Origin of the sequence: Flavobacterium branchiarum (assembly GCF_030409845.1) — a bacterium.
GTDB lineage: Bacteria > Bacteroidota > Bacteroidia > Flavobacteriales > Flavobacteriaceae > Flavobacterium > Flavobacterium branchiarum.
On record NZ_JAUFQQ010000005.1, the window covers coordinates 1,188,537 to 1,210,509 of the forward strand.

Here is a 21,973-nt window from a genome sequence, read left to right on the forward strand (position 1 = left end):
AACATTAAACAATTCAGTAATGATTAAAGTAATATTAAAAATCACATTAACTATTATTATGACTACACAAATCTCGAATGCACAAAAATACCCTTTAAAAGAAGACGTAGTCACTATTAGCGGGTTAATAAAAGCAACTTACGAAGCCGTTTCGGGAGAAGCTGGTGAAAAAAGACAATGGGAACGCGATCTTTCTCTTCATGATCCAAATGCAATTTATTCTTTTCCTTTAGAAAAAAAAGCGGGACAACCGCAACACACCACAATGTCCCTTAAAGATTTTCATAAAGAAACAGATTCTATGGTTGCCACAACTGCTTTTTATGAAAATGAGATAAATCGAGAAGTCCGCGTATTTGGTAATATTGCCCATGTTTGGAGCACTTATGAAACTCGATTAGTAAAAAATGGCCCTGTTGAACGAAGAGGCATTAACAGCATCCAACTTTATTACAACAAAGGAAGATGGTGGATTATATCGTGGCTATTTGATAAAGAAAGAGAAAACCAAAAAATCCCTCAAACTTTTGACTCCCATTAATAATAAGTTATAAAATCAAAAATCCCAAACCATAATGTAATAGTTTGGGATTCCATAATTAATTATCTTGCCTTAACGGCTGTATCTGTAAAATCTGAGAATACCCCATCCAATCCTAACTTATAAAAAGCCTTATATTCTAAGGTTGGGTTGTTATTATAATTTCGTAACAATCGTTTTGCCTCATTTCTAAAGGTGTACGCATGCACTTGTAATCCTTTTTTATGTGCATCTGCAATTAACGTTGTAGGCAGTAACGCTTCTTTATCCGAATCATCTACTTTCCCATCACCGTTTATATCATCTGCTTTTCCATCTTTATTCGTATCTGTTCCTTTATACGAAATTATAAATGGCTTCCATGGACCAATTCCTGTTGCATATGTTTTAACAAAATCTAATCCTTCTTGCGTTCTAAAAAAACCATAATCTCTGCTATCTCCTTTTAAATACCAATCGTACGGTTGTCCGTCAGAAATTGCCTCGCCTTTAGGAACTGTAAAAATCAAATCACCATTTATAGCCACATCAAAACAGCTTAACAATTGAATCGTTTTTACTGTTGATTTACTCCTGATGTATTGCAAATTAGAAACTTCAAATGACTGAATATAAACTGGAGCCTCAACACTGCTCCACCCTTCAGCAGTCAACATTTCCAACAACTTATCGGTAATTTTTAAATGTAAGGCTTCATGAAAAGAAGGATGTTTTGTTTCTGGATAAATTCCAACAACGCGTCCTAATTCTTTCGATTTTTGTTTTGCCAAAGCGATTACTTCCGCAAATGTAGGAATCGAATATTTATTATTATATTCTTGTGAACGCTCCGCAAAAGCCTGTTTTGCTTTTAATTGCTTTATTTCTGCTAAAGTAAAATCAGAAACAAACCAATCGGTCACCATAGCTCCATCCAAATTTTTAGTAGTTTTTTTGGAAGCAAAAGCAGGTATTTCAGCCACGTTTGTTGTCCCAGAAAGCATTGGCTCATGGCGTATTACAAGCTGTCCGTCTTTTGTCATTACTAAATCGGGTTCTATAAAATCAGCTCCCATTTCAATGGCTTTAGTATAGCCTTCGATAGTGTGCTCTGGCAAATAACCTGATGCGCCTCGATGAGCAATCACAATAGGATTTGCTCCGGTTAAAGTGGGATACTTTGCGTTTTCCATTGGTAGCTTATTATGTGAAGCACAAGATAAAAAAATAGCACCTCCTAAAAAAACAATACCACGTAAACCTTGAATAGAAATCATAATTTATCTTTTTACAAATAAATTCAATTTTATTGTAAAAACCATTAGTACTACATTAAAAATCAGTTATATAATTTCAAAAAAAATCCCAACTTATCAAAGATGATAAGTTGAGATGCTGCTCTAGTCAAAAAGACAATTGCTTTTTAAGCAATCTTTTTATCTTTCTTCTTATAATTAATAATGAAGACTCCAGTAATGATCAAAGCTGTTGCAATAATAAAGTCGGTAGTAATAACTTCATCCAACAGCAACCAACCCAGAAAAACCGCAATTATAGTATTGATATATGATAAAATTGAAACTTGAATTGCTGTAACTCGCTTTAAAGCATAATGGTACGCAAAAAAAGCAAGTATTGACCCAAAAATTGAAAGATACAAAGCTGCAAAAATACTTTTTGAGCTCCATGAACTCACATCTGGACTTGGTGAAAAAATAAAAGCCAAAACAAGCTGAACCAAAGTAGCGATAGTAAATTGATAAAATAAATTCAATTTAATATTATTCGATTTATGAGCGTGTGTTTTTGTGTAAATTGTTCCAGTTGCCCAACCTAAAATTGCTAAACTCATAAATACAAGTCCGTGTTTATAATTAGAATCCAAAAACGAACCAAGTCCCTCTTTAAAAATAAACACCACACCCGAAAACCCAATTACAACACCTATAAACCCTTTTAAACTTGGCTTTTGCAATCCAAACAGAACACTCCCTATAAAAATAAGCACAGGTGATAACGCACTCATTATCGATGCCAATCCGCTTGGCAATGTTTGTTCCGCAACAGTAGTAAATCCGTTAGCAACAACAATCATCAATAAAGCCGGAATTAATTGGTGTTTAAAATTTTCCCAACCAATCCATTTTAGTTCTTTTTTGAATAACAAAATAATCAATAATATTAATCCTGCCAACCCTTGGCGGATAGAAGTCACAAACCAAGGCGGAATAGTTTCCACCGCAATTCTAATCCCTAAAAAAGTTGTTCCCCATACGATTCCTACTGTAGCCATACAGAGAAATAATTTATAATCCGGATTTTGTTTCATTGCCTAATGCTGTGTATATGTCTTAAATAAAAAAGTCCCAAATTATAATGATATAATTTGGGACTTTTAAAATAGTATCTATTTCAAACTAAGAAACCTTGCTTCTTATTTTTTGTTCCCATTCCCAAGCACTCTTCATCGCTTCATCTAGCGTTGATTGCGCTTTCCAACCCAGCACATCATTAGCTTTTGTTGTATTTGCATAAGCTTCTGTGATATCCCCTTCTCTACGTGCTACAATTTTGTATGGTAGTTTTTTATCACTTACTTTTTCAAAACTAGAAATCACCTCTAAAACAGAACTTCCCTTTCCTGTCCCTAGATTAAAAGTTTCCACTTTGGCCAGATTCTTTTTATTCAATAATCTTTGCAGAGCCACAACATGCGCTTTTGCCAAATCGACGACATGAATATAATCCCGCACACAAGTACCATCTGCTGTTGGATAATCATCTCCATAAACAGACAGCTCTTTACGCAATCCGATTCCGGTTTGCGTAATAAAAGGAACTAAATTTTGAGGAACACCAATTGGTAATTCTCCTATTTCTGTAGATGGATGTGCCCCAACTGGATTAAAATAGCGCAATAAAATAGCATTGATATTAGTTGCTTTCGCAGTATCTCTAATAATTTCTTCTCCTATTTTTTTGGTATTCCCGTATGGAGACATTGGCTGTTGCACAGGAGCATCTTCTGTAATTGGCATCTTTTCGGCTTGACCGTAAACCGTACAAGAAGAGCTAAATATAAAACTAGCTTCTGGTTTTTGTTGTAGTTCTTGTAAAAGATACACCAAACTACTGATATTGTTTTCGTAATACAAAAGTGGATTTTCGACACTCTCGCCCACCGCTTTTGAAGCCGCAAAATGAATTACCCCAGTAACATCATCATATTTTTTAAAGAAATTTTGTACTGCCCCCTTTTCTCTTAAATCTAATTTTTCGAATAATGGAGTTTTACCTGTAATGGCTACGATTCCTTTTAAAACATCTTCTGATGAATTAGAAAGGTTATCGATTATCACAACTTCAAAGCCTTCATTTTGCAATTCGACTACGGTATGCGATCCGATAAATCCTAATCCTCCTGTTACTAATACTTTCATTTCTTGGTTATTTTTTGGCTATTTATTTGATTTGGTTTATTTCAAAAATTCGATTACACTATCGGTAATAAATTTAATTTGCTCATCATCAAGTTCTGTATGCATTGGTAATGAAAGTACTTCTTGCACCAATTGATTGGTTACTGGGAAATATTCTTCTTTATAACGAACATCTAAATAAGCTTTTTGTGAATGCAACGGAATTGGATAGTAAATCGCACATGGGATTCCTTTATCCTGCAAGTGTTGCAATAATCCGTTTCTATCTGCATTTATAATTCGCAATGTATATTGATGAAAAACGTGATCGTTTTCACTAGCATTAAATGAAGGCGTAATAATATTAGGATGCCCTGCTAATGCTACATTATACTTAGTTGCTGCCTCACGACGTGCTTTATTATAGTCATTTAACAATGGAAGTTTCACATTTAAAACTCCTGCTTGAATACTATCTAAACGAGAATTTACTCCCACTACATCATGATGGTAACGTTCGTACATTCCGTGATTTACGATTCCACGAATAATATGAGCCAAAGCATCATCATTGGTAAAAATAGCTCCACCATCTCCATAACAACCTAAGTTTTTAGATGGAAAGAATGAAGTTGCAGCTACATGCCCCATAACTCCTACTTTAGTTTTTGCACCTGATTTAGAAACATAATCAGCTCCAATTGCTTGCGCATTATCTTCGATTACATATAAATTGTGTGCTGCAGCAAGCTCCATAATCGCATCCATATTAGCCGCACGACCAAATAAATGTACAGGAACGATTGCTTTAGTTTTTGGAGTTATAGCTTTTTTAATAGCTTCAATAGAGATATTCATACTATCCATTTCAACATCTACCAAAACTGGTGTTAATTGCAACAAAGCAATTACCTCAACTGTAGCTGCAAAAGTAAAATCGGCTGTAATAACCTCATCACCAGGTTTTAAGTCCAATCCCATCATTGCTATTTGCAATGCATCAGTACCGTTTGCGCAAGGAATAACATGCTTTACCCCTAAATACGATTCTAAGTTTTTTTGAAATTGCTGAACCAACGGTCCATTGATATATGTATTTGTATCTAAAACCTCTTGAATTGAAGCATTTACTGCTACTTTTATTTTATCATATTGACTTTTTAAGTCAACCATTTGAATTTTTTTCATTGTGATATTCTAATTTAAAGTTTGCGTCCTTGAATTAAAAAAAGTTCAATTTTAATTGACTTTCAAAATAATACTTCCAAAAACGAGCAACAAAAATAGTTATTTAATGAGTTTAAACCAATGAAAATAATTGAAAGAAACGTATTTTAGCCCCAAATATCCAACTATGCTTTTCTTATACAATCTAATCGTTATTATTGTAAGTTTTTTATTAAAAATAGTAGCGCTTTTTAGCCGTAAAATCAAACTTTTTGTAGATGGCAGAAAAAGCGTTTTCACAACCCTACAAGAAAAGATAAACCTCACAGACAAAACGATTTGGTTCCACGCTGCTTCGCTAGGCGAGTACGAACAAGGTTTACCTGTAATTGAAAAAATAAAAGAAAAATACCCTTCACATAAAATCATCGTTACCTTTTTTTCTCCTTCTGGCTATGAAGTACGAAAAAACAATACTGTTGCCGATGTTACTCTTTATTTACCATTGGACACCAAACAAAATGCAAAACAATTTTTAAAGTTGGTACATCCCGAGATGGTCTTCTTTATTAAATATGAATTTTGGCCAAACTACCTTAATGAATTAAAAAAGAACAACACTCCTACCTATTTAGTATCTGGAATATTCAGAGACAATCAAATATTCTTTAAATGGTACGGAGGCTTTTACAAAAAAGCACTTGACGCGTTTACTTATTTTTTCGTTCAGAACGAAAGCTCAAAAAACAAAATTGAATCTATTGACTACAAAAACGTAATTATCTCAGGCGATACTAGATTTGATCGTGTGGTTGCAATTTTAGAACGAAACAACACATTAGATTTTATTTCTGAATTCAAGAACAACACTCCTACCATTGTTATTGGAAGCTCATGGCCCAAGGACGAAGCGCTACTAACTCAATACATCAACACCACAAAAGAACAAGTAAAATTCATTATCGCTCCTCACAACATCAAACCAGAACAAATTACTGCGTTACAAAATTCTATCACTAAAAAGACAATCTTATTTTCTGAAAAAGAAGGAAAGAATTTAGCAGACAATGATGTTTTCATTATTGACACTGTTGGAATACTTACCAAGATATACAGCTACGCAACAATTGCGTATGTTGGCGGTGGTTTTGGAAACCCTGGAGTCCACAACATACTTGAACCAGCAACTTTTGGTCTTCCTATTGTAATAGGCCCAAATTACTCTCATTTTGCCGAAGCTATTGAACTTGTTCAACTAGGAGGCTGTATTTCTATCACCAATGCAACAGAGTTAGAAAACGCTTTTAACAATCTTATTTCAAATCAAAGCTACCTTGCCGAAAAAGGCTTGATTTGTAAGTCTTATGTACAAGAAAAAAAGGGCGCAACAGATACAATTATGAATGCAATTTAATCTGACTCCCTAATTTTCCCTAAAAACTGTTATCCAAATCATAATTTTCTGTTTGTTTTAGATCAAAAATGAATTCTTAAATTTAATTATCACACCTCTAAGGCTAGTCTTTTTTTATTGTGAAAAAATTAATCAAAAACCAGAAAGCACTGATTCTACTAGCGTTACCAAACAATTTCGTCCTAAAAACATTAAATCAAATATCAATTTATCACTTAAGAAAGCTATTTAACGTTTTTGGCACGTTATTTGTTAATAAGATATAACGTAGGCAATGAAGAATATTTTAAAAAAAAAATAAAAAAATATTTTACATATTAAAAAATTTATATCTTTGCCACGAATTAATAATTAACCTTTTATAATAAAGTAAGATGAAAAAAGTATTTTTAAGTTTAGCTGTTGTTGCTGTTTTAACTGTTGTATCTTGTAAAAAAGCTGACGCTGCACCTGCTGACGACGCTGCTGTAGTTGATTCTGCTGCTGTTGTTGTTGATTCTGCTGCTGCTGTAGTTGATTCTGCTGCTGTTGTAGTTGATTCTGCTGCTGCTGTTGCTACTGAAGCTGCTGCTACTGCAACTGAAGCTGCAAAAAAATAATTAGAACTTAAATTCTAAAATTTTTAAAGCCATCCGCTTAGCGTGATGGCTTTTTTATTGGATTAAAACGCAGCAATACATTTTAAACAAAAAAAAGAGAGCATTTTGATAAATCAAAATGCTCTCTTTTTTTCAACCACCCTCCCACTAGTCCTCAAAAACAAAATCATCTACAGAGAAATCCAAAATCTCTGCTTTTGAACCATAAGTAACAATTTCTTTTATTCCTTTTTGAAGAAGCAATTCTGTCGTATACTTTCTACTTGTTGCAAAATGATTATCATTAAAAACCAACTTGAAAAAAAACTTTCCCCCAGACGATTTAAACTTCAAAAATTTAGCCGAGTCAATACTACCCTTAAATTTCTCAATCTCTTCTTCACACTCAAATTTAAGCTCATAACTAAGACTCGTAAAGATGACCTTCCCTTTTCTAGAAGTAAACACAAACTTATACTCATCATTAAACCTCTTACTTATAACAAAAGCTCCCATTTATATTTTTAGATTTTTTTTAGATTGTCGATTCTAGAATCGACTAAGATTTATTAAAGCCAGAAATCAAGTATTATAAGTTTACTACAGACTACAGACTATTGTAAAATAAAAAAACCTCTTCAAAAAGAAGAGGTTTCTTGTACTCAGAGCGGGACTTGAACCCGCACGAACATTGCTGTTCACTGGATTTTAAGTCCAGCGTGTCTACCAATTTCACCATCCGAGCATTATGTGGTGTTGAGCGAAAAACGGGGCTCGAACCCGCGACCTCGACCTTGGCAAGGTCGCGCTCTACCAACTGAGCTATTTTCGCCTTTCAAATTCTAATTAAGAACTACAATACTTGAATTGTGCCGTATTGCGAGTGCAAATTTAAGACATTTATTGAGTTATACAAGCGTTTTTTGAAAAAAAATTTCACTTATTTTATAATCAACTGATAACCTAAACTTTAAATATGAAATTATTTTCTTGTAATCATCCTTTTAATCTCATTAAGCTTCATTAACGCCTCTACTGGTGTTATCGCATTAATATCAAGATTTAAAATTTCTTCTTTAATCTCTTCCAATAACGGATCATCTAAATTAAAGAAACTCATTTGCATTTCATCACTATCCGATTTAATCCCGTTTAACGCATCACTTGAATGGTCTTTCTCCAATTTCTTCAAAAGCTTTTGTGCCTTCAAGATAACAATCTGAGGCATTCCTGCCATTTTTGCAACGTGAATTCCAAAACTATGTGCGCTACCTCCTTTTACAAGCTTTCTAACAAAAAGAACCGTATCCTTTAATTCTTTTACTGCAACATTATAATTCTGAATTCTAGGTAGCGAATCTGTCATTTCATTTAACTCGTGATAATGTGTAGCAAACAATGTTTTTGGTCTCGACGGATGCTCATGCAAAAATTCAGCAATAGCCCATGCAATCGAAATTCCATCATATGTACTCGTTCCTCTTCCTATCTCATCTAACAACACCAAACTTCTATCTGAAATATTATTCAAGATTGAAGCTGTTTCATTCATCTCAACCATAAAAGTAGATTCTCCCATCGAAATATTATCCGACGCTCCTACTCTTGTAAAGATTTTATCAACCATTCCCATTCTAACGCTATCCGCAGGAACAAAACTTCCCATTTGAGCCAATAATACAATTAAAGCAGTTTGGCGCAAAATAGCAGACTTACCAGACATGTTAGGCCCTGTAATCATAATTAACTGTTGCGTTTCTCTATCCAAGAAAACATCATTAGCTATATATGGTACACCAACTGGTAATTGTTTTTCAATAACAGGATGTCTTCCGTTTTTAATTTCCAATTCGAAAGTATCATCAATTTCCGGACAAACATATTTATTCTCGATTGCCAATTGCGTAAATGAACATAAACAATCTAGTTGCGCCACCAAATTTGCATTCATTTGCACCGGCTTGATGTATGTTGTTATCCAAGAAACCAATCCCTCAAAAAGTTCTAATTCTATTTTATGAATTTTCTCTTCAGCTCCTAAAATTTTAGTTTCATATTCTTTTAACTCTTCAGTAATATAACGTTCTGCATTTACCAAAGTTTGCTTACGAATCCATTCTGTCGGTACTTTATCTTTATGCGTATTTCTAACTTCGATATAATACCCAAAAACGTTATTAAATGAAATCTTCAAAGAAGTAATTCCGGTTCTCTCCGACTCTCTTTTTTCAATCCCCTCCAGAAACTCTTTTCCTGAAGTAGAAATAGCTCGCAAATCATCTAACTCTTCACTAATTCCTTTTGCAATAGCATTTCCTTTATTAATAGATACAGGTGCTGCCTCTTGATTTAAAGTTGTTTTAATTTTTTCACGCAATAAATCACAACTATGCAAATTAACGCCTATTGTTTTTACTGCTTCTTGTGAACTCTTAAGAGCAAGGTCTTTTATAGGAATGATTGCATCTAATGATTCTTTCAGATAAACAATCTCACGCGGAGAAACTTTACCTGCGGCAATTTTAGAAATCAAACGTTCTAAATCTGATATTTGCTTAATTTGATACTGAATATTATGAAGCACCTCTTGATTCTCCTTTAAGTAAGAAACTACTTCGTGACGGCTCTTAATCTTTTCACTATCTTTAAGAGGTAACGCCAACCAACGTTTCAACAATCGCCCACCCATTGGCGAAAGCGTTCTATCAATAACATCCAAAAGCGTAACTGCATTCGGATTGTAACTGTGATACAATTCTAGATTTCGAATCGTAAATCGATCCATCCACACATAAGCGTCTTCGGCAATTCGCTGAATTGTTGTTATGTGCTGTACTCTATTATGTTGCGTTTCGGATAAGTAATATAGAATAGCTCCCGAGGCAATAATTCCTTCTTTTAATTCTTCTACCCCAAAACCTTTTAAAGAAACAGTTTGAAAATGCTTCGTTAAAATCTCTAAAGCATAGTCTTCTTTATAAATCCAATCTTCTAAATAAAAACTATGAAAATCTTCTCCAAAAGCTTCTTTGAAATCATTTTTATTGTGCTTAGGAACCAGTACTTCACTTGGTCTAAAATTCTGTAATAATTTATCTATGTATTCAGTATTTCCTTGGGCCATTAGGAATTCTCCCGTAGAAACATCCAAAAACGAAATTCCTATATTTTTATTGACAAAATAAACTGATGCCAAAAAGTTATTGGCTTTAGACTGCAATACCTCATCATTTAGAGAAACACCTGGAGTCACCAACTCCGTAACACCTCTTTTAACGATTGTTTTAGTCATTTTAGGATCTTCTAGCTGATCACAAATCGCTACACGAAGTCCTGCTTTTACTAATTTGGGCAAATACGTATTAATAGAATGATGTGGAAAACCCGCCAAAGCTGTTTCGGTTTCTGAGCCTGCTCCTCTTTTTGTTAATGTTATACCTAAGATTTTAGAAGCCCTAACAGCATCTTCTCCAAAGGTTTCGTAAAAATCACCAACTCTAAAAAGCAAACATGCATCTGGATATTTTCTCTTAATATCATTGTATTGTTTCATTAACGGTGTTTCTTTCACCACTTTCTCTTTCGCTGCCAAATTACTGTGTTTTTAAATGAAATATTATGACAGCGAATTTATAAATTTTAAAGCGAATAAAGAATCCCAGAAAAAATTAAAATATTTTTAAGGTAATTTTAAGGTACACTTTCATTATTTTACATAAATTTGTTAATAATTAAAAAATAAACTAAAAATGAAAAAAATAGTTCTACTTGTAATGTTTACAGTACTAAGCGTTGCTACATCAAACGCACAAGCTAAAGCTAAAACAGCTAAAGTTGATGGTGCTGGAATGGTTTTCGTTAACGAAGTAATAGATTACGGAACAATTGCACAAAATGCAGATGGAAAACGTGAATTTGTTTTTACTAATAACGGTAACAAACCATTAATCATCACTAACACACAAGGATCTTGTGGATGTACAGTTCCAACTTCTCCAAAAGAGCCAATTGCTCCAGGTGGAAAAGGTATCATTGGTGTAAAATATGCTACTGATAGAGTAGGTTCTTTTACTAAAACAGTAACAGTTTCATCTAACGCAGCTGGACAACCTACAAAAACTCTTACGATTAAAGGTACAGTTTTAGCAGCAAATGATGCTCCAAAAAGCTAAATCGTAAAACAGCAAAAAAAATAAACGAAAAGCTTCCTTATATTTGGAAGCTTTTTTTATTACTAGAATTTAAATAATTATGAGAAAACTCGAAAACAGCGAGCTCGAAAGAAAATCTATTGCTGCTTTTAAAAAATCAGACAAGACACCTCTTATTTTAGTATTAGACGACATTCGTAGTCTACACAATATAGGTTCTGTATTTAGAACGGCAGATGCATTTTTAATTGAAAAAATAATCCTGTGTGGTATCACTGCAACTCCACCCAACAAGGAAATACACAAAACAGCACTTGGTGCTACTGAAACCGTTACTTGGGAACACCACGAAAGCGTTTTAGAAGTAATCGAAAATCTTAAAAAGGAAAACGTTACTACACTAGCAATCGAACAAGTTGAAAGCGCTATTTTCTTGCAAGATTTTGAAGTAGAGAAAGACAAAAAATATGCTTTAGTATTTGGAAACGAAGTGTATGGCGTATCTCAAGAAGCTGTTGCAATTTGCGATGGTTGTATTGAAATTCCACAATTAGGAACCAAACATTCACTTAATATTTCTGTGAGTGCTGGTATTGTTGTTTGGGATTTATTTCAGAAAATGAATTGGCCAAAATAATTTTAGAAACTTCTAGTTTCGAAATGACAGAATACAAAACAACATTACTATCACAATGAAAACCAAACGCTGGACTTACTTCTTAATTGGATTATTACTATTTCTTTTCTCAGGAATATGGGCTTTTAAAAAATTTAATTTCAATTCTGAACATACAATAGGACAGCCTTTGGATAGCCTAAATGGTATTTGCGTTTATTACAACGGAGGAGTGAATAATGTTACTGATAGAAATCTCACCGCCGACAATTACAATCTTGGCCTAAAATACCAGTGTGTAGAATTTGTAAAGAGATATTACTACGAGCATTTTAACCACAAAATGCCTGATAGTTATGGTCACGCCAAAGATTTTTTTAACGAAAAACTTTCTGATGGTCAAAAAAATGAAAAGAGGAATTTAATACAATATACCAATCCAAGTATAAGCAAACCCAAAGTTGACGACCTGCTAATTTACAGCGGAACTATTTTTAACCGATTTGGACACGTTGCAATTGTTTCGAATGTTACTGCTAATGAAATAGAAATAATTCAGCAAAACCCAGGTCCGTTTAGTAAATCTAGAGAAACCTTCTCTTTAATTGAAAAAGAAGGAAAATGGACAATTAATAATGATAGAATCTTAGGTTGGTTAAGAAAAGAATAGCTAGCCTATTTTTTTCTGGATTTCTTCTAAAACAAAAAGATAATCTTCATGTTTCTTTACAAAATCACGGTCTGAGACATCAATAATCAAAACATTTAAATCTGCTTGAGATTTAATATATTCCAAATAGCCATTGTTGATTTTATCTAAATAAGCAGCCTCAATATTTTGCTCGTAGCTTCTGCCTCGTTTTTTTATGTTTTGCAATAAACGTTCTGTATTTTGATATAAATACACATACAAATCGGGCTTTGGCATTTCCTTATAAATAATATCGAACAAGTTTCTATACAATCGATATTCATCTTCCGCAAGTGTAATTTTAGCGAAAATCAATGATTTAAAGATATGATAATCGGCTACGATAAAATCTTTAAACAAATCAAATTGAGCCAAATCATCCGATAATTGCTGATAACGATCTGCCAGAAAAGACATTTCGAGTGGAAAAGCATATCGATTTTGATCTTTATAAAATTTGGGCAAAAAAGGATTGTCTGCAAAACGTTCTAATACCGTTTTAGCATTAAAATCATCTGCTATCTTATGCACTAAAGTTGTTTTTCCTGCACCAATATTCCCTTCAAAGGCAATATAATTAAATCGTTGCATCGGAATTTCTTGTAGTGGACTTTTCAAACTCTGAACAACTGTACAAACACTATCGTCTGGCGATATTGCAATTAATTCTGAAATTGTTTTTTGAAAAATTGGATGCTTCCAGTTTAAATTCAAATCTTGAATAGGCAGCAAGACAAAATTTCGATTTTGCATCAAAGGATGTGGCACCTTGAGCTTTTCTGTATCGACAACTTCATCTTCGTAAATAATGAGATCAATATCTATTAGTCGAGATTGGTAACCTTGTTGCTCTGAACGAGTACGTCCTAATTGTTTTTCTACTTTTAAAACCTGATTTAATATTTTTTGTGCAGACGCATTGGTATGCAAAACCAAAGCACAATTATAAAATGCATCACTTTCAAAACCCCAAGCCGGTGTCTCATATAACTTCGAAACTTGAACAACAGTACCAATTTCCTGATGTATCAAATTAATGCAGTTTTCGATATTTGCTAACCTATTTCCTTGGTTACTTCCTAGGGATAAAACGACCTGATATTGTGATTTCATAATTAGATGCAAATTAACTAAAAGTATTTTAGAAATAGCAATATATTTGTATATCGACTTATAACAAAATAAAAAAATATAAAGTCGCGATTTGTAACATTTTAGCTTTTTTGCTACTTATTAAAAAATTGTAATTATGAAATTTTTAGGAAATGTAATAGCTACCGTAATCGGTATTTTTGTTTTTTTCATGCTGTCTTTTTTTGGAATAATGTTATTAGCGGCACTTTTTGGAGGCGATAGTAATGCTGTTACAATAAAAACGGACTCTGTAATTGAACTCGATTTAAGAAAAATACAAAATGATTATGCCGGGAAATATAAAGACCCTTGGGTAACTATTTTTTCTGAGCAAAAAGGTATCGGATTAACAGATATCATTAACGCAATAGATGTAGCAAAAACAGATGACAACATTAAAGGGATTTCTATTCTTAATGACGCCTCTTCTTTAGGAATGGCGCAAAGTAAAGATTTACGAAATGCCCTTGAGAGTTTTAAAAAATCAGGAAAGTTTGTAATGGCTTATTCTAATGGGTATTCTCAAAAAGAATATTATCTAAATTCTGTTGCAAATACAATCTATTTAAATCCTGTTGGTGAATTAGATTTTAAAGGTTTGTCTTCTGAAATTATGTTTTTCAAAGATTTTCAAGATAAGTCAGGTATTCACATGGAAGTAATTCGCCATGGAAAATATAAAAGTGCAGTTGAGCCATTCCTTGAAAACAAAATGAGTGATGCCAACAGAGAACAAACGGGTGCTTTATTAAGCTCAATCTGGAATACTGTTGTTGCCGATATTTCTAAAAGCCGTAACATTCCTGTTGATCGATTAAATGAAATCGCTAATGGTCTTTTGGCTAGAACTCCTGAAATGGCAAAAGCAGAACGTCTTGTAGATGTTATAGCTTACGAAGATGTTTATCATGAAGCGATTAAAAAAGCCTTAAAGGTAACTGGCGACGATGATTATAATAAAATTTCTATTTCTGATTATACTCAAAACTTTATCACTACTGCGATTAGCTCTAGTGCTACGGGCGACCAAATAGCTATTATTTATGCTCAAGGAGAAATTCAAAGTGGAGAAGGTGATGTTACTGTTATCGGAGAAGGATCAATGCGCCGTTCTTTGCAAGATGCACGCAAGAACAAAGATGTAAAAGCAATTGTACTACGAATTGACAGTCCTGGTGGAAGCGCTTTAACTTCTGATTTAATTTGGAGAGAAGTAGAATTAACTAAGAAGATTAAACCTGTAGTTGTTTCTATGGGGAATTACGCCGCATCTGGAGGATATTATATCGCGTGTAATGCTAATAAAATATTTGCTGAAAGCAATACAATAACTGGTTCTATTGGAGTTTTTGGAGTATTACCAAATTTCACTCCATTGGCCAACAAACTAGGAATTAATACTGAACAAGTAAAAACACATACAAATGCTGCTAACTACAGTCCATTTGTCCCTTTAGACGAGAACTTCAAAGCGGTAACTCTAGAAAGTGTTGAACATATCTATAAAACTTTTGTAACTCATGTTGCTGAAGGAAGAAAAATGACTTTTGATCAAGTTGATGCTATTGCACAAGGTAGAGTTTGGACTGGTTCTGAAGCACTAAAAATTGGTCTTGTAGATAAAATTGGAGGCTTGAATGACGCTATAGCCGAGGCTGCAACTCTTGCTAAAGTAAAAGATTACAGCACACAAAACTATCCGGAATACGAAAAGAAATTCAACGATATGTTGCAAAATTTACCTTTTGCAAAATCAAAAGAGAATTTTATTAAAGAAGAAATAGGAGAAGAAAATTATTTTATTATCGAACAAGTAAAAAGATTACAAGCTAAAAAAGGCGTACAAGCCATGATGCCATTTGAAATTAACATTAGATAATTTATAAATTTATTACAATTACAATCCGTTTAAGTTAGACTTAAGCGGATTTTTTGTTTTATACCAAATCGCCAAAAGTTAACTCAGGTTTAATTTAGCGGTAACATACATAAGTGGATGTTGTTGCTACTTTAGCCAAATATTACAAGGGCAACTATACAAGCATTTAAGACATTTTAAGCTAGTAGAATTCATAGTAATCATAACCCTGTTTATTTTTTTGGATAGCTTACTCGTATCGCCCCCCTCGATATGTAGTAGGCTATTTTTTTAGATTAAACTCATTAGAAGACTTCTAAAAGAATAGGACTAAATTTCTTTTTATAAAGGAAATTCAAAAGGAATCTCTCATAAAAGTTTATTTTTGTGATAAGCAGGCACAAAATTTGCTTGTAATAACTGAATATTAATAACTATACATATGCTAAAGAAAGCTCTGAAAATCGCAGGAATAGTGATCGTTTTACTGATTGCTTCTTTATTTGCCATTCCGTTTTTTTTTAAAGACCAAATTAAAAACAAAATATCCGAAGCCATCAATGAGAGCGTTGATGCCAAAGTTAGTTTTGTAGACGCCGATTTGAGCTTATTTAAAAACTTTCCGAATGCTAACGTCACCATAGAAAAATTAGTGATTATAAATAAAGCTCCTTTTGAAGGGGATACTTTAGTTTCATTAGGTGAGTTAAATTTAAAAATGAGTATCAAAGAGCTTTTCAAAGGAAAAGAGGAAGCGTTGAACATTCAAGGAATTGATACTAAAAATGGATTAATCAATATTATATTTGATAAAAATGGTGTGGGTAATTTTGACATTGCACTAAAAAAAGACGAATCTAAAAAAGACGAAACCGCCAGCAAACCTCTTTCTTTAAAAATCCAAGGGTACAAAATTGAAAATTTCACTTTTAGATATTTTGACCAAGGTTCAAAAATAAAAATGGTTATCGATAGCTTAAACCATGAAGGAAAAGGTGATTTTACCGCTTCAAATCTTGACCTAGTTACAAAATCGACTGCCAAAGTATCTTTGGACATGGATAAAGTAAATTACATGAAAAATGTATCGCTAACTCTTGATGCAGTTTTAGGTATCGATTTAGAAAAAAGCAAATATACTTTTAAAGAGAACAAAGCTTTAATCAATCAGTTGCCATTAGAATTTGATGGTTTTATTCAAATGGTTGAAGGGGGGCAAGAATATGATTTAAAATTTAAAACGCCTACCTCATCTTTCACCAACTTCTTAGGGTTAATTCCATCTGCTTATTCTTCTGGATTAGATGGTGTAAAAACTACCGGAGATTTTACTGTTGCAGGATTTGCCAAAGGAAAATATTCGGACACTACTGTTCCTAAATTTAATATTGAAATTGCATCTAACAATGCTTCATTTAAATATCCAAACTTGCCAAAATCAGTTCAAAACATTGTTATTGATACTAGGATTATAAACGAAACTGGTGTCCTAAATGATACTTATGTAAATTTAGACAAACTATCATTTAAGATTGATCAAGATGTTTTTAATGCTAAAGCGAATATTAAGAATATTACTGTAAATCCTATTGTAGATGCTGCATTAAAAGGAACTATTAACTTAGCGAACCTTTCTAAAGCTTATCCTATAAAAATGGACAAACCTTTGTCTGGTATTTTAAAAGCGGATGTGACTACTAATTTTGATATGGCTTCAGTTGAGAAAAGTCAATATCAAAACATTAAAAATGCTGGTACGATGAGTTTATCTGGATTTAAATATACAGATGAAAATAACAAATCGATGAATATTAGTACTGCTTTGGTTCAGTTTACTCCAAGCACAATTAACTTAAAGCAATTTGATGCTACTACTGGAAAAAGTGACATGAGCATCAATGGAGTTCTTGAAAATTTCTATGGTTTCATGTTTAAAAAACAAGAACTAAGAGGTAATTTCAATATGAGCTCAAACCAATTGGCTGTAGCTGATTTTATGACTACCGGAGAACCTGCACCTGCTAAAACGGAAACACAAGCAGATTCTAAAGCAAAAGCTAAGCCAGCGGAAGCAATGAAAATTCCAGCTTTCTTAAATTGTACATTAACAGCAAAAGCAGCTACTGTTTTGTATGATAATTTAAAACTAAAAGATGTTTCTGGAAAGATAATCGTAAAAGATGAAAAAGCAACTTTAGAGAACTTTAAAACGGCTATTTTTGGAGGTACAATTGCTTTAAACGGAGCAGTATCTACAAAAGCAAAAGTACCAACTTTTGATATGAATTTAGGATTCAATCAAGTTGATATTGCACAATCGTTTACGCAATTAGACTTGTTGAAAAAGATTGCTCCAATAGCAGGAATTGTCAATGGTAAAATAAACTCGACTATAAAACTTAACGGAAACCTCGATGCTAACGAATTAACTCCTGACTTAAAATCTATATCAGGTGATTTGTTAGGTCAATTACTTTCTACAACTGTAAATGCCCAGAATTCGACTGTATTAAATGCTTTAACTTCTAATATTAAATTTCTTGATATTAATAAGTTAAACTTAAATGACTTAAAAATCGGACTTACATTTGATAATGGAAAAGTAAATGTAAAACCATTCGATATAAAATACCAAGACATTAAAGCAACTATTGGAGGAACTCATGGTTTTGACCAAACAATGAACTACACTATAAAGTTGGATGTTCCTGCAAAATACCTTGGATCTGAGGCAAATGCTTTCTTAGCTAAAATGTCTCCTGCTGATGCCGCAAAACTGCAAAGCATTCCGATTAATGCATTCTTGACTGGTAATTTTTCTAATCCAAAAGTTTCTACCGATATGAAAAGTGCTGTTACTAACTTAACAACACAATTGGTTAACCAACAAAAAGAGAAACTGACTAAACAAGGAACAACTGCTTTAACGGATTTGATTAATAAAAACACTAAATCAAAAGACACTACAAAGGCAGGTGCAGCCAACAAAGAAAAAACTACCGAACAGGTAAACAAAGCTGCCGATTTAATAAACGGTTTGTTTAAGAAAAAGAAAAAAGAAGAGCCGGCAACGACTCCTTAAAAACATATTATTAAATTACAAAAAAGCCTAAGAATTCAATTCTTAGGCTTTTTTCATTTACAAGTCAGCAAATTTTCATTCAACACATAGAAACATAGATTTTATGTAAAAAAAGAAATACATTTCTTCCACATAACAACCTTTGTGTACTTAAGAAAAGTGAAACGCCTATTTTAAGAGTACAAAATCTATGTTTCTATGCGTTAAAATTAATTACTCCTATATTGTTTCTAAAACAATTTATCGGGATCTGTTAGTTTTTCTAACTCTGCCCTTAAATCTGTTTTTAGAATACTTAATCCTAACTGATAAGAAGCATTCATCCAACCAAATCCTTCTTCGGTTATATAATCGAATGCTGTACCCACATTGCCATATTCTGCAAAAATCTTAAGTGAACTTGTTTCTAAATTAAATTTCTCCGGAATGGTGCCATTATAATCTACTGCATTACGTGTAATAAGCCATAACCAGCGATAAATCATTTCTTGCGCTTCATCTACATAATTATAATTTATTAGCCCTTCCCACAGGAAAACCTGATGTGGTGCCCATCCAAAAGGATAATCCCATTGTCGCTGTGGTGAATTTACATCTAGATTTTCAATCTCCTCTTTGGTGCTTCCTGCAATCCCTCCTTTTAATTTAAATTTTGGTAATGCTTCTTTTACCAAAATTGCTGCTTGCTCTGCACTACATAATTTTGCCCAAAGCGGATAAAATGTTGCTGCAGCATCAAATACATGTGGTTCTTTCTTTACAAAATTATAATCATAATAAATCTCTGTGTTCTTATCCCAAAGCAATTCATTGATTTTATCTTTTCTAGAAACTGCCTTCTCTTTCCAGTATTCGGCAGTATAAGTTGTTTGTTGCTCATCTGCAAAATGATTCTCAAATACGGTTTCAATTAAGTAAGCAATATCGGTTTCGTATTTATAAAGTAAGCTGTTTAAATCTATTGTATTTAAATCAGCACAAATATCCACAAATCGATTCGTAGTATCATGACCACTTTCTCGCATGCTACGATCGTGTACAAAATAGGCATCTAGACTAGCGTCAATAATTTCTCTATCAAGATATTTCTTCTCAAATTCTCTTAGAGGTAATTTATATAACTGTGCATATTTTTCAAGAACATCATCAAAATGTCCTACCTCAACTTCAAACGGAAGTCCAATTCCTTCTGCTTTATAACGGTTCAATCCATTTGAAGTAAGTCGCTTTCCTTCTACCATCCAAACCGTTTGATATTCTTTTATCGCAGTATGAAGGTGTCTTGCTATCCAATCTTTCGTTGGTTTCGCCTCTTTTACAATTGCAACAATCAACGAAGTGTATAATGGTGGTTGCGTGCGGGTTAAATAGTAACTTCTGTTTGCATTAAGAATTTTTCCGTAATGATCAATTTGGTATTTAAAATTCTCAGCTATCCCAATAGCCAATTCTGGTTTATTATCTAATAAAAGTCCAATAGCAATAAAATAGCTATCCCAACCATACATCTCGTTAAACCTACCTCCCGGAACGACAAAAGGAACTCCTTTTGTCTCTCCGTTTTCCTGTTGCAATGCTAGAGCAAGAATCCCCGGCTTTTTGTTCAACGTCAATACATATTCTGAAGAAATATCATTGGCTAGTTGCACTACTTGCAATTTAGGAATAGATTTCTCTAACGCTTTAAAATACTCAAAAGCTATTTTATCTGTTGCAGGAACATACAAATAAGAAACTGCGTTTTCTATCTTTTCATCTTCTACAATTTTAGCAACTCCTTTGGCATCGATAGTTCTTGTTAATCCATTCCAATATAAATCCTTTATTTTTCTAGAAATACGACTTACTGGATTTTCGATTATTTCAGAACTATCTATTTCAGCAAATTCTAAATTGCTTTTTTTAGACAATGCTAATTCTTGTAATAGATTAGATAAATAATAAGTCCCTTCGACATGCAATGAATTTCCGTTTTCATCTTCCAATAAAAAACTTTTAGGTCCTTTATCATCAATCGTAATCTTTTTATCCCCATCTGTATCTTCTTGGGCTAATAAGCGCTGAAGTGTCTGATTTATGTTTAGTTTAAATTTCATTTTTTGTCGTAATTTTTTTTAATATAAAGAATGAGACCAATAGTAATGACATTGGAATCAAGGTGTAATAAAATGCATTCTGTGGCCCTTGATTCTGGAATAGCCAACCTATTATTCTTGAACCTATTGTTCCTCCCAAAGCAGAGAACACTACAATTAACCCCGTCATTGAACTATGTAAATTTTTAGGCAAAGCACTTAATATAACTGAATTAAGCAACGGATAAATAGGCGCTATAAATAATCCTACAAGTGGAAATGCGAAACCTATTAATGGAATATCCTGAAAAGAATGAATCGTTTTTACTTCTAACCCAACCGTCTTTGGCAATACAAAAATTACAATCAACATGGCACATATAATACAGAAGCTTAGTACCCAAATCCAGTTTATTTTCTTTGTAATTTCTCCCGCTAGAATTCGCCCAACAGCTAGAGAAATAGCTAGAATACTAGCCATCATTATGCTATTGTTTTCGGATAAGTGAAGTACTTTATCATTAAACGTTGGTAACCAAGACATGATTCCTTGTTCTATCATTACGAATAAAAAAGCACTAACTACAAAAACGATTACCAATGATTTTGCCATTAGCTTAATCATTTGCATAAAATCATCGGCTAGATTTACTCCTGGAATTTCTACTGGTTTTTCTATTTTTATAAAGAACAAAAAACCGAATGACAACAATGTTAGTAATGCCAAAAACCAATACACATTAAGCCATGAATCTGGATTTGTATCGGTATTAAAAGCTGGAAATAAAAAATAAGCTAGTGCAATCCCTATCATAAAAACACCCTCGACACTACTCATTAATGCATTGTGCTCCTTCTGATTTTCTGTTACTGTGCCAATAAGTGAGTAAACAGATACTTTTATTAGAGCAAAAGAAACTCCTACGGTTGCAAAAAGTAATTTGGCATAATTAAACGAATTGCCATAAAACATAGCTATACAAGCAAAAGTTACCAATCCTAACCCAATAAGCATTGCTTTTTTATATCCAATTCTTGGTAGAAAAGAAGCTATTAAAAAAGATACTATTGCAATGGGTAAATCCTTAAAAGCTTCTAAAATGCTAGCCTGTAATTCATTTACTCCATAATTTTTTTGTGCTTTTAAAATCACTATCCCAACACTATTCAGTAGTATCGCAAATACAAAGTAATTGAGATATAATACTGCCGTTATTCCTGCTTTTTTCATACTACCCTATTGATTTACTAACGAATGTAACAAAAAA

Annotated in this window: 17 protein-coding genes and 2 tRNA genes; 8 read left to right on the top strand and 11 right to left on the bottom strand. The window is 33.0% G+C overall.

What is annotated here, in order from left to right; genetic code table 11:
- Positions 1-19: 19 nt before the first annotated feature.
- Positions 20-541, top strand: a complete 522-nt coding sequence (locus tag QWY99_RS17130) for a hypothetical protein (RefSeq protein WP_290266944.1) — start codon at positions 20-22, stop codon at positions 539-541.
- Between the two features lie 62 nt (positions 542-603).
- Here QWY99_RS17130 and QWY99_RS17135 read toward each other — a convergent pair whose 3' ends face one another.
- The 4 genes from QWY99_RS17135 to QWY99_RS17150 form a co-directional block, all read right to left on the bottom strand.
- A complete protein-coding gene (locus QWY99_RS17135; protein ID WP_290266945.1) occupies positions 604-1,797 on the bottom strand; it encodes a glycerophosphodiester phosphodiesterase in 1,194 nt (397 codons plus the stop codon).
- Between the two features lie 146 nt (positions 1,798-1,943).
- A complete protein-coding gene (locus tag QWY99_RS17140) occupies positions 1,944-2,849 on the bottom strand; it encodes a DMT family transporter (RefSeq protein ID WP_290266946.1) in 906 nt (301 codons plus the stop codon).
- An 88-nt stretch (positions 2,850-2,937) separates the two neighbouring features.
- Positions 2,938-3,960, bottom strand: coding sequence for a UDP-glucose 4-epimerase GalE (gene galE, locus QWY99_RS17145; RefSeq protein WP_290266947.1), 1,023 nt, complete (start codon positions 3,958-3,960; stop codon positions 2,938-2,940).
- Positions 3,961-3,996: 36 nt separating this feature from the next.
- Positions 3,997-5,127 carry a DegT/DnrJ/EryC1/StrS family aminotransferase gene (locus QWY99_RS17150; RefSeq protein ID WP_290266948.1) on the bottom strand — a complete coding sequence of 377 codons (1,131 nt, stop codon included), beginning with the start codon at positions 5,125-5,127 and terminating at the stop codon, positions 3,997-3,999.
- Positions 5,128-5,293: 166 nt separating this feature from the next.
- On the opposite strand from QWY99_RS17150, the gene QWY99_RS17155 reads away from it, so the two are divergent.
- Both QWY99_RS17155 and QWY99_RS17160 read left to right on the top strand, forming a co-directional pair.
- The gene (locus QWY99_RS17155) at positions 5,294-6,520 is read left to right on the top strand and encodes a 3-deoxy-D-manno-octulosonic acid transferase (RefSeq protein WP_290268248.1); all 1,227 of its coding nucleotides are present in this window, start codon (positions 5,294-5,296) and stop codon (positions 6,518-6,520) included.
- 374 nt (positions 6,521-6,894) lie between these two features.
- Complete coding sequence (locus tag QWY99_RS17160; protein ID WP_290266949.1) at positions 6,895-7,119, top strand: hypothetical protein; 225 nt, start codon at positions 6,895-6,897, stop codon at positions 7,117-7,119.
- 147 nt (positions 7,120-7,266) lie between these two features.
- Here the strand turns inward: QWY99_RS17160 and QWY99_RS17165 are convergent, their stop codons facing one another.
- The 4 genes from QWY99_RS17165 to mutS all read right to left on the bottom strand — a co-directional run bounded on the left by QWY99_RS17165 (position 7,267) and on the right by mutS (position 10,690).
- A complete protein-coding gene (locus QWY99_RS17165) occupies positions 7,267-7,614 on the bottom strand; it encodes a YegP family protein (RefSeq protein WP_290266950.1) in 348 nt (115 codons plus the stop codon).
- Between the two features lie 143 nt (positions 7,615-7,757).
- A tRNA-Leu gene (locus QWY99_RS17170) sits at positions 7,758-7,843 on the bottom strand.
- Between the two features lie 14 nt (positions 7,844-7,857).
- Positions 7,858-7,930, bottom strand: a tRNA-Gly gene (locus QWY99_RS17175).
- Positions 7,931-8,080: 150 nt separating this feature from the next.
- Positions 8,081-10,690: a DNA mismatch repair protein MutS gene (mutS, locus tag QWY99_RS17180; protein WP_290266951.1), complete on the bottom strand. Its 2,610-nt coding sequence runs from the start codon at positions 10,688-10,690 to the stop codon at positions 8,081-8,083.
- A gap of 157 nt (positions 10,691-10,847) precedes the next feature.
- Here mutS and QWY99_RS17185 point away from each other — a divergent pair, with 157 nt between their 5' ends.
- The 3 genes from QWY99_RS17185 to QWY99_RS17195 all read left to right on the top strand — a co-directional run bounded on the left by QWY99_RS17185 (position 10,848) and on the right by QWY99_RS17195 (position 12,535).
- Entirely contained in the window at positions 10,848-11,270 is a 423-nt protein-coding gene (locus tag QWY99_RS17185) for a DUF1573 domain-containing protein (protein ID WP_290266952.1), read from the top strand.
- A gap of 79 nt (positions 11,271-11,349) precedes the next feature.
- Complete coding sequence (locus QWY99_RS17190; RefSeq protein WP_290266953.1) at positions 11,350-11,886, top strand: RNA methyltransferase; 537 nt, start codon at positions 11,350-11,352, stop codon at positions 11,884-11,886.
- 55 nt (positions 11,887-11,941) lie between these two features.
- Positions 11,942-12,535: a CHAP domain-containing protein gene (locus QWY99_RS17195; protein ID WP_290266954.1), complete on the top strand. Its 594-nt coding sequence runs from the start codon at positions 11,942-11,944 to the stop codon at positions 12,533-12,535.
- On the opposite strand, the gene folK is transcribed toward QWY99_RS17195, so the two are convergent.
- Positions 12,536-13,669 carry a 2-amino-4-hydroxy-6-hydroxymethyldihydropteridine diphosphokinase gene (folK, locus tag QWY99_RS17200; RefSeq protein WP_290266955.1) on the bottom strand — a complete coding sequence of 378 codons (1,134 nt, stop codon included), beginning with the start codon at positions 13,667-13,669 and terminating at the stop codon, positions 12,536-12,538. It lies immediately after the preceding gene.
- A 136-nt stretch (positions 13,670-13,805) separates the two neighbouring features.
- Here folK and sppA point away from each other — a divergent pair, with 136 nt between their 5' ends.
- Both sppA and QWY99_RS17210 read left to right on the top strand, forming a co-directional pair.
- On the top strand, positions 13,806-15,569 hold the full coding sequence (gene sppA, locus QWY99_RS17205; RefSeq protein WP_290266956.1) for a signal peptide peptidase SppA: 1,764 nt from the start codon (positions 13,806-13,808) through the stop codon (positions 15,567-15,569).
- Positions 15,570-15,990: 421 nt separating this feature from the next.
- The gene (locus QWY99_RS17210; protein WP_290266957.1) at positions 15,991-18,630 is read left to right on the top strand and encodes an AsmA-like C-terminal region-containing protein; all 2,640 of its coding nucleotides are present in this window, start codon (positions 15,991-15,993) and stop codon (positions 18,628-18,630) included.
- Positions 18,631-18,860: 230 nt separating this feature from the next.
- Here QWY99_RS17210 and QWY99_RS17215 read toward each other — a convergent pair whose 3' ends face one another.
- Together QWY99_RS17215 and QWY99_RS17220 are read right to left on the bottom strand one after the other, a co-directional pair.
- Positions 18,861-20,726, bottom strand: coding sequence for an alpha,alpha-trehalase (locus tag QWY99_RS17215; RefSeq protein ID WP_290266958.1), 1,866 nt, complete (start codon positions 20,724-20,726; stop codon positions 18,861-18,863).
- A complete protein-coding gene (locus QWY99_RS17220) occupies positions 20,716-21,936 on the bottom strand; it encodes an MFS transporter (RefSeq protein WP_290266959.1) in 1,221 nt (406 codons plus the stop codon). Before QWY99_RS17220 ends, QWY99_RS17215 begins: the two co-directional genes overlap by 11 nt.
- Positions 21,937-21,973: the final 37 nt, after the last annotated feature.

Coding starts and splice junctions, on each gene's coding strand:
- galE (WP_290266947.1), bottom strand. CDS start 3,960: ATGAAAGTATTAGTAACAGGAGGATTAGGATTTATCGGATCGCATACC.
- QWY99_RS17220 (WP_290266959.1), bottom strand. CDS start 21,936: ATGAAAAAAGCAGGAATAACGGCAGTATTATATCTCAATTACTTTGTA.
- QWY99_RS17185 (WP_290266952.1), top strand. CDS start 10,848: ATGAAAAAAATAGTTCTACTTGTAATGTTTACAGTACTAAGCGTTGCT.
- QWY99_RS17135 (WP_290266945.1), bottom strand. CDS start 1,797: ATGATTTCTATTCAAGGTTTACGTGGTATTGTTTTTTTAGGAGGTGCT.
- QWY99_RS17210 (WP_290266957.1), top strand. CDS start 15,991: ATGCTAAAGAAAGCTCTGAAAATCGCAGGAATAGTGATCGTTTTACTG.
- QWY99_RS17160 (WP_290266949.1), top strand. CDS start 6,895: ATGAAAAAAGTATTTTTAAGTTTAGCTGTTGTTGCTGTTTTAACTGTT.
- QWY99_RS17130 (WP_290266944.1), top strand. CDS start 20: ATGATTAAAGTAATATTAAAAATCACATTAACTATTATTATGACTACA.
- QWY99_RS17140 (WP_290266946.1), bottom strand. CDS start 2,849: ATGAAACAAAATCCGGATTATAAATTATTTCTCTGTATGGCTACAGTA.
- QWY99_RS17190 (WP_290266953.1), top strand. CDS start 11,350: ATGAGAAAACTCGAAAACAGCGAGCTCGAAAGAAAATCTATTGCTGCT.
- QWY99_RS17165 (WP_290266950.1), bottom strand. CDS start 7,614: ATGGGAGCTTTTGTTATAAGTAAGAGGTTTAATGATGAGTATAAGTTT.
- QWY99_RS17155 (WP_290268248.1), top strand. CDS start 5,294: ATGCTTTTCTTATACAATCTAATCGTTATTATTGTAAGTTTTTTATTA.
- folK (WP_290266955.1), bottom strand. CDS start 13,669: ATGAAATCACAATATCAGGTCGTTTTATCCCTAGGAAGTAACCAAGGA.
- QWY99_RS17150 (WP_290266948.1), bottom strand. CDS start 5,127: ATGAAAAAAATTCAAATGGTTGACTTAAAAAGTCAATATGATAAAATA.
- sppA (WP_290266956.1), top strand. CDS start 13,806: ATGAAATTTTTAGGAAATGTAATAGCTACCGTAATCGGTATTTTTGTT.
- QWY99_RS17195 (WP_290266954.1), top strand. CDS start 11,942: ATGAAAACCAAACGCTGGACTTACTTCTTAATTGGATTATTACTATTT.
- QWY99_RS17215 (WP_290266958.1), bottom strand. CDS start 20,726: ATGAAATTTAAACTAAACATAAATCAGACACTTCAGCGCTTATTAGCC.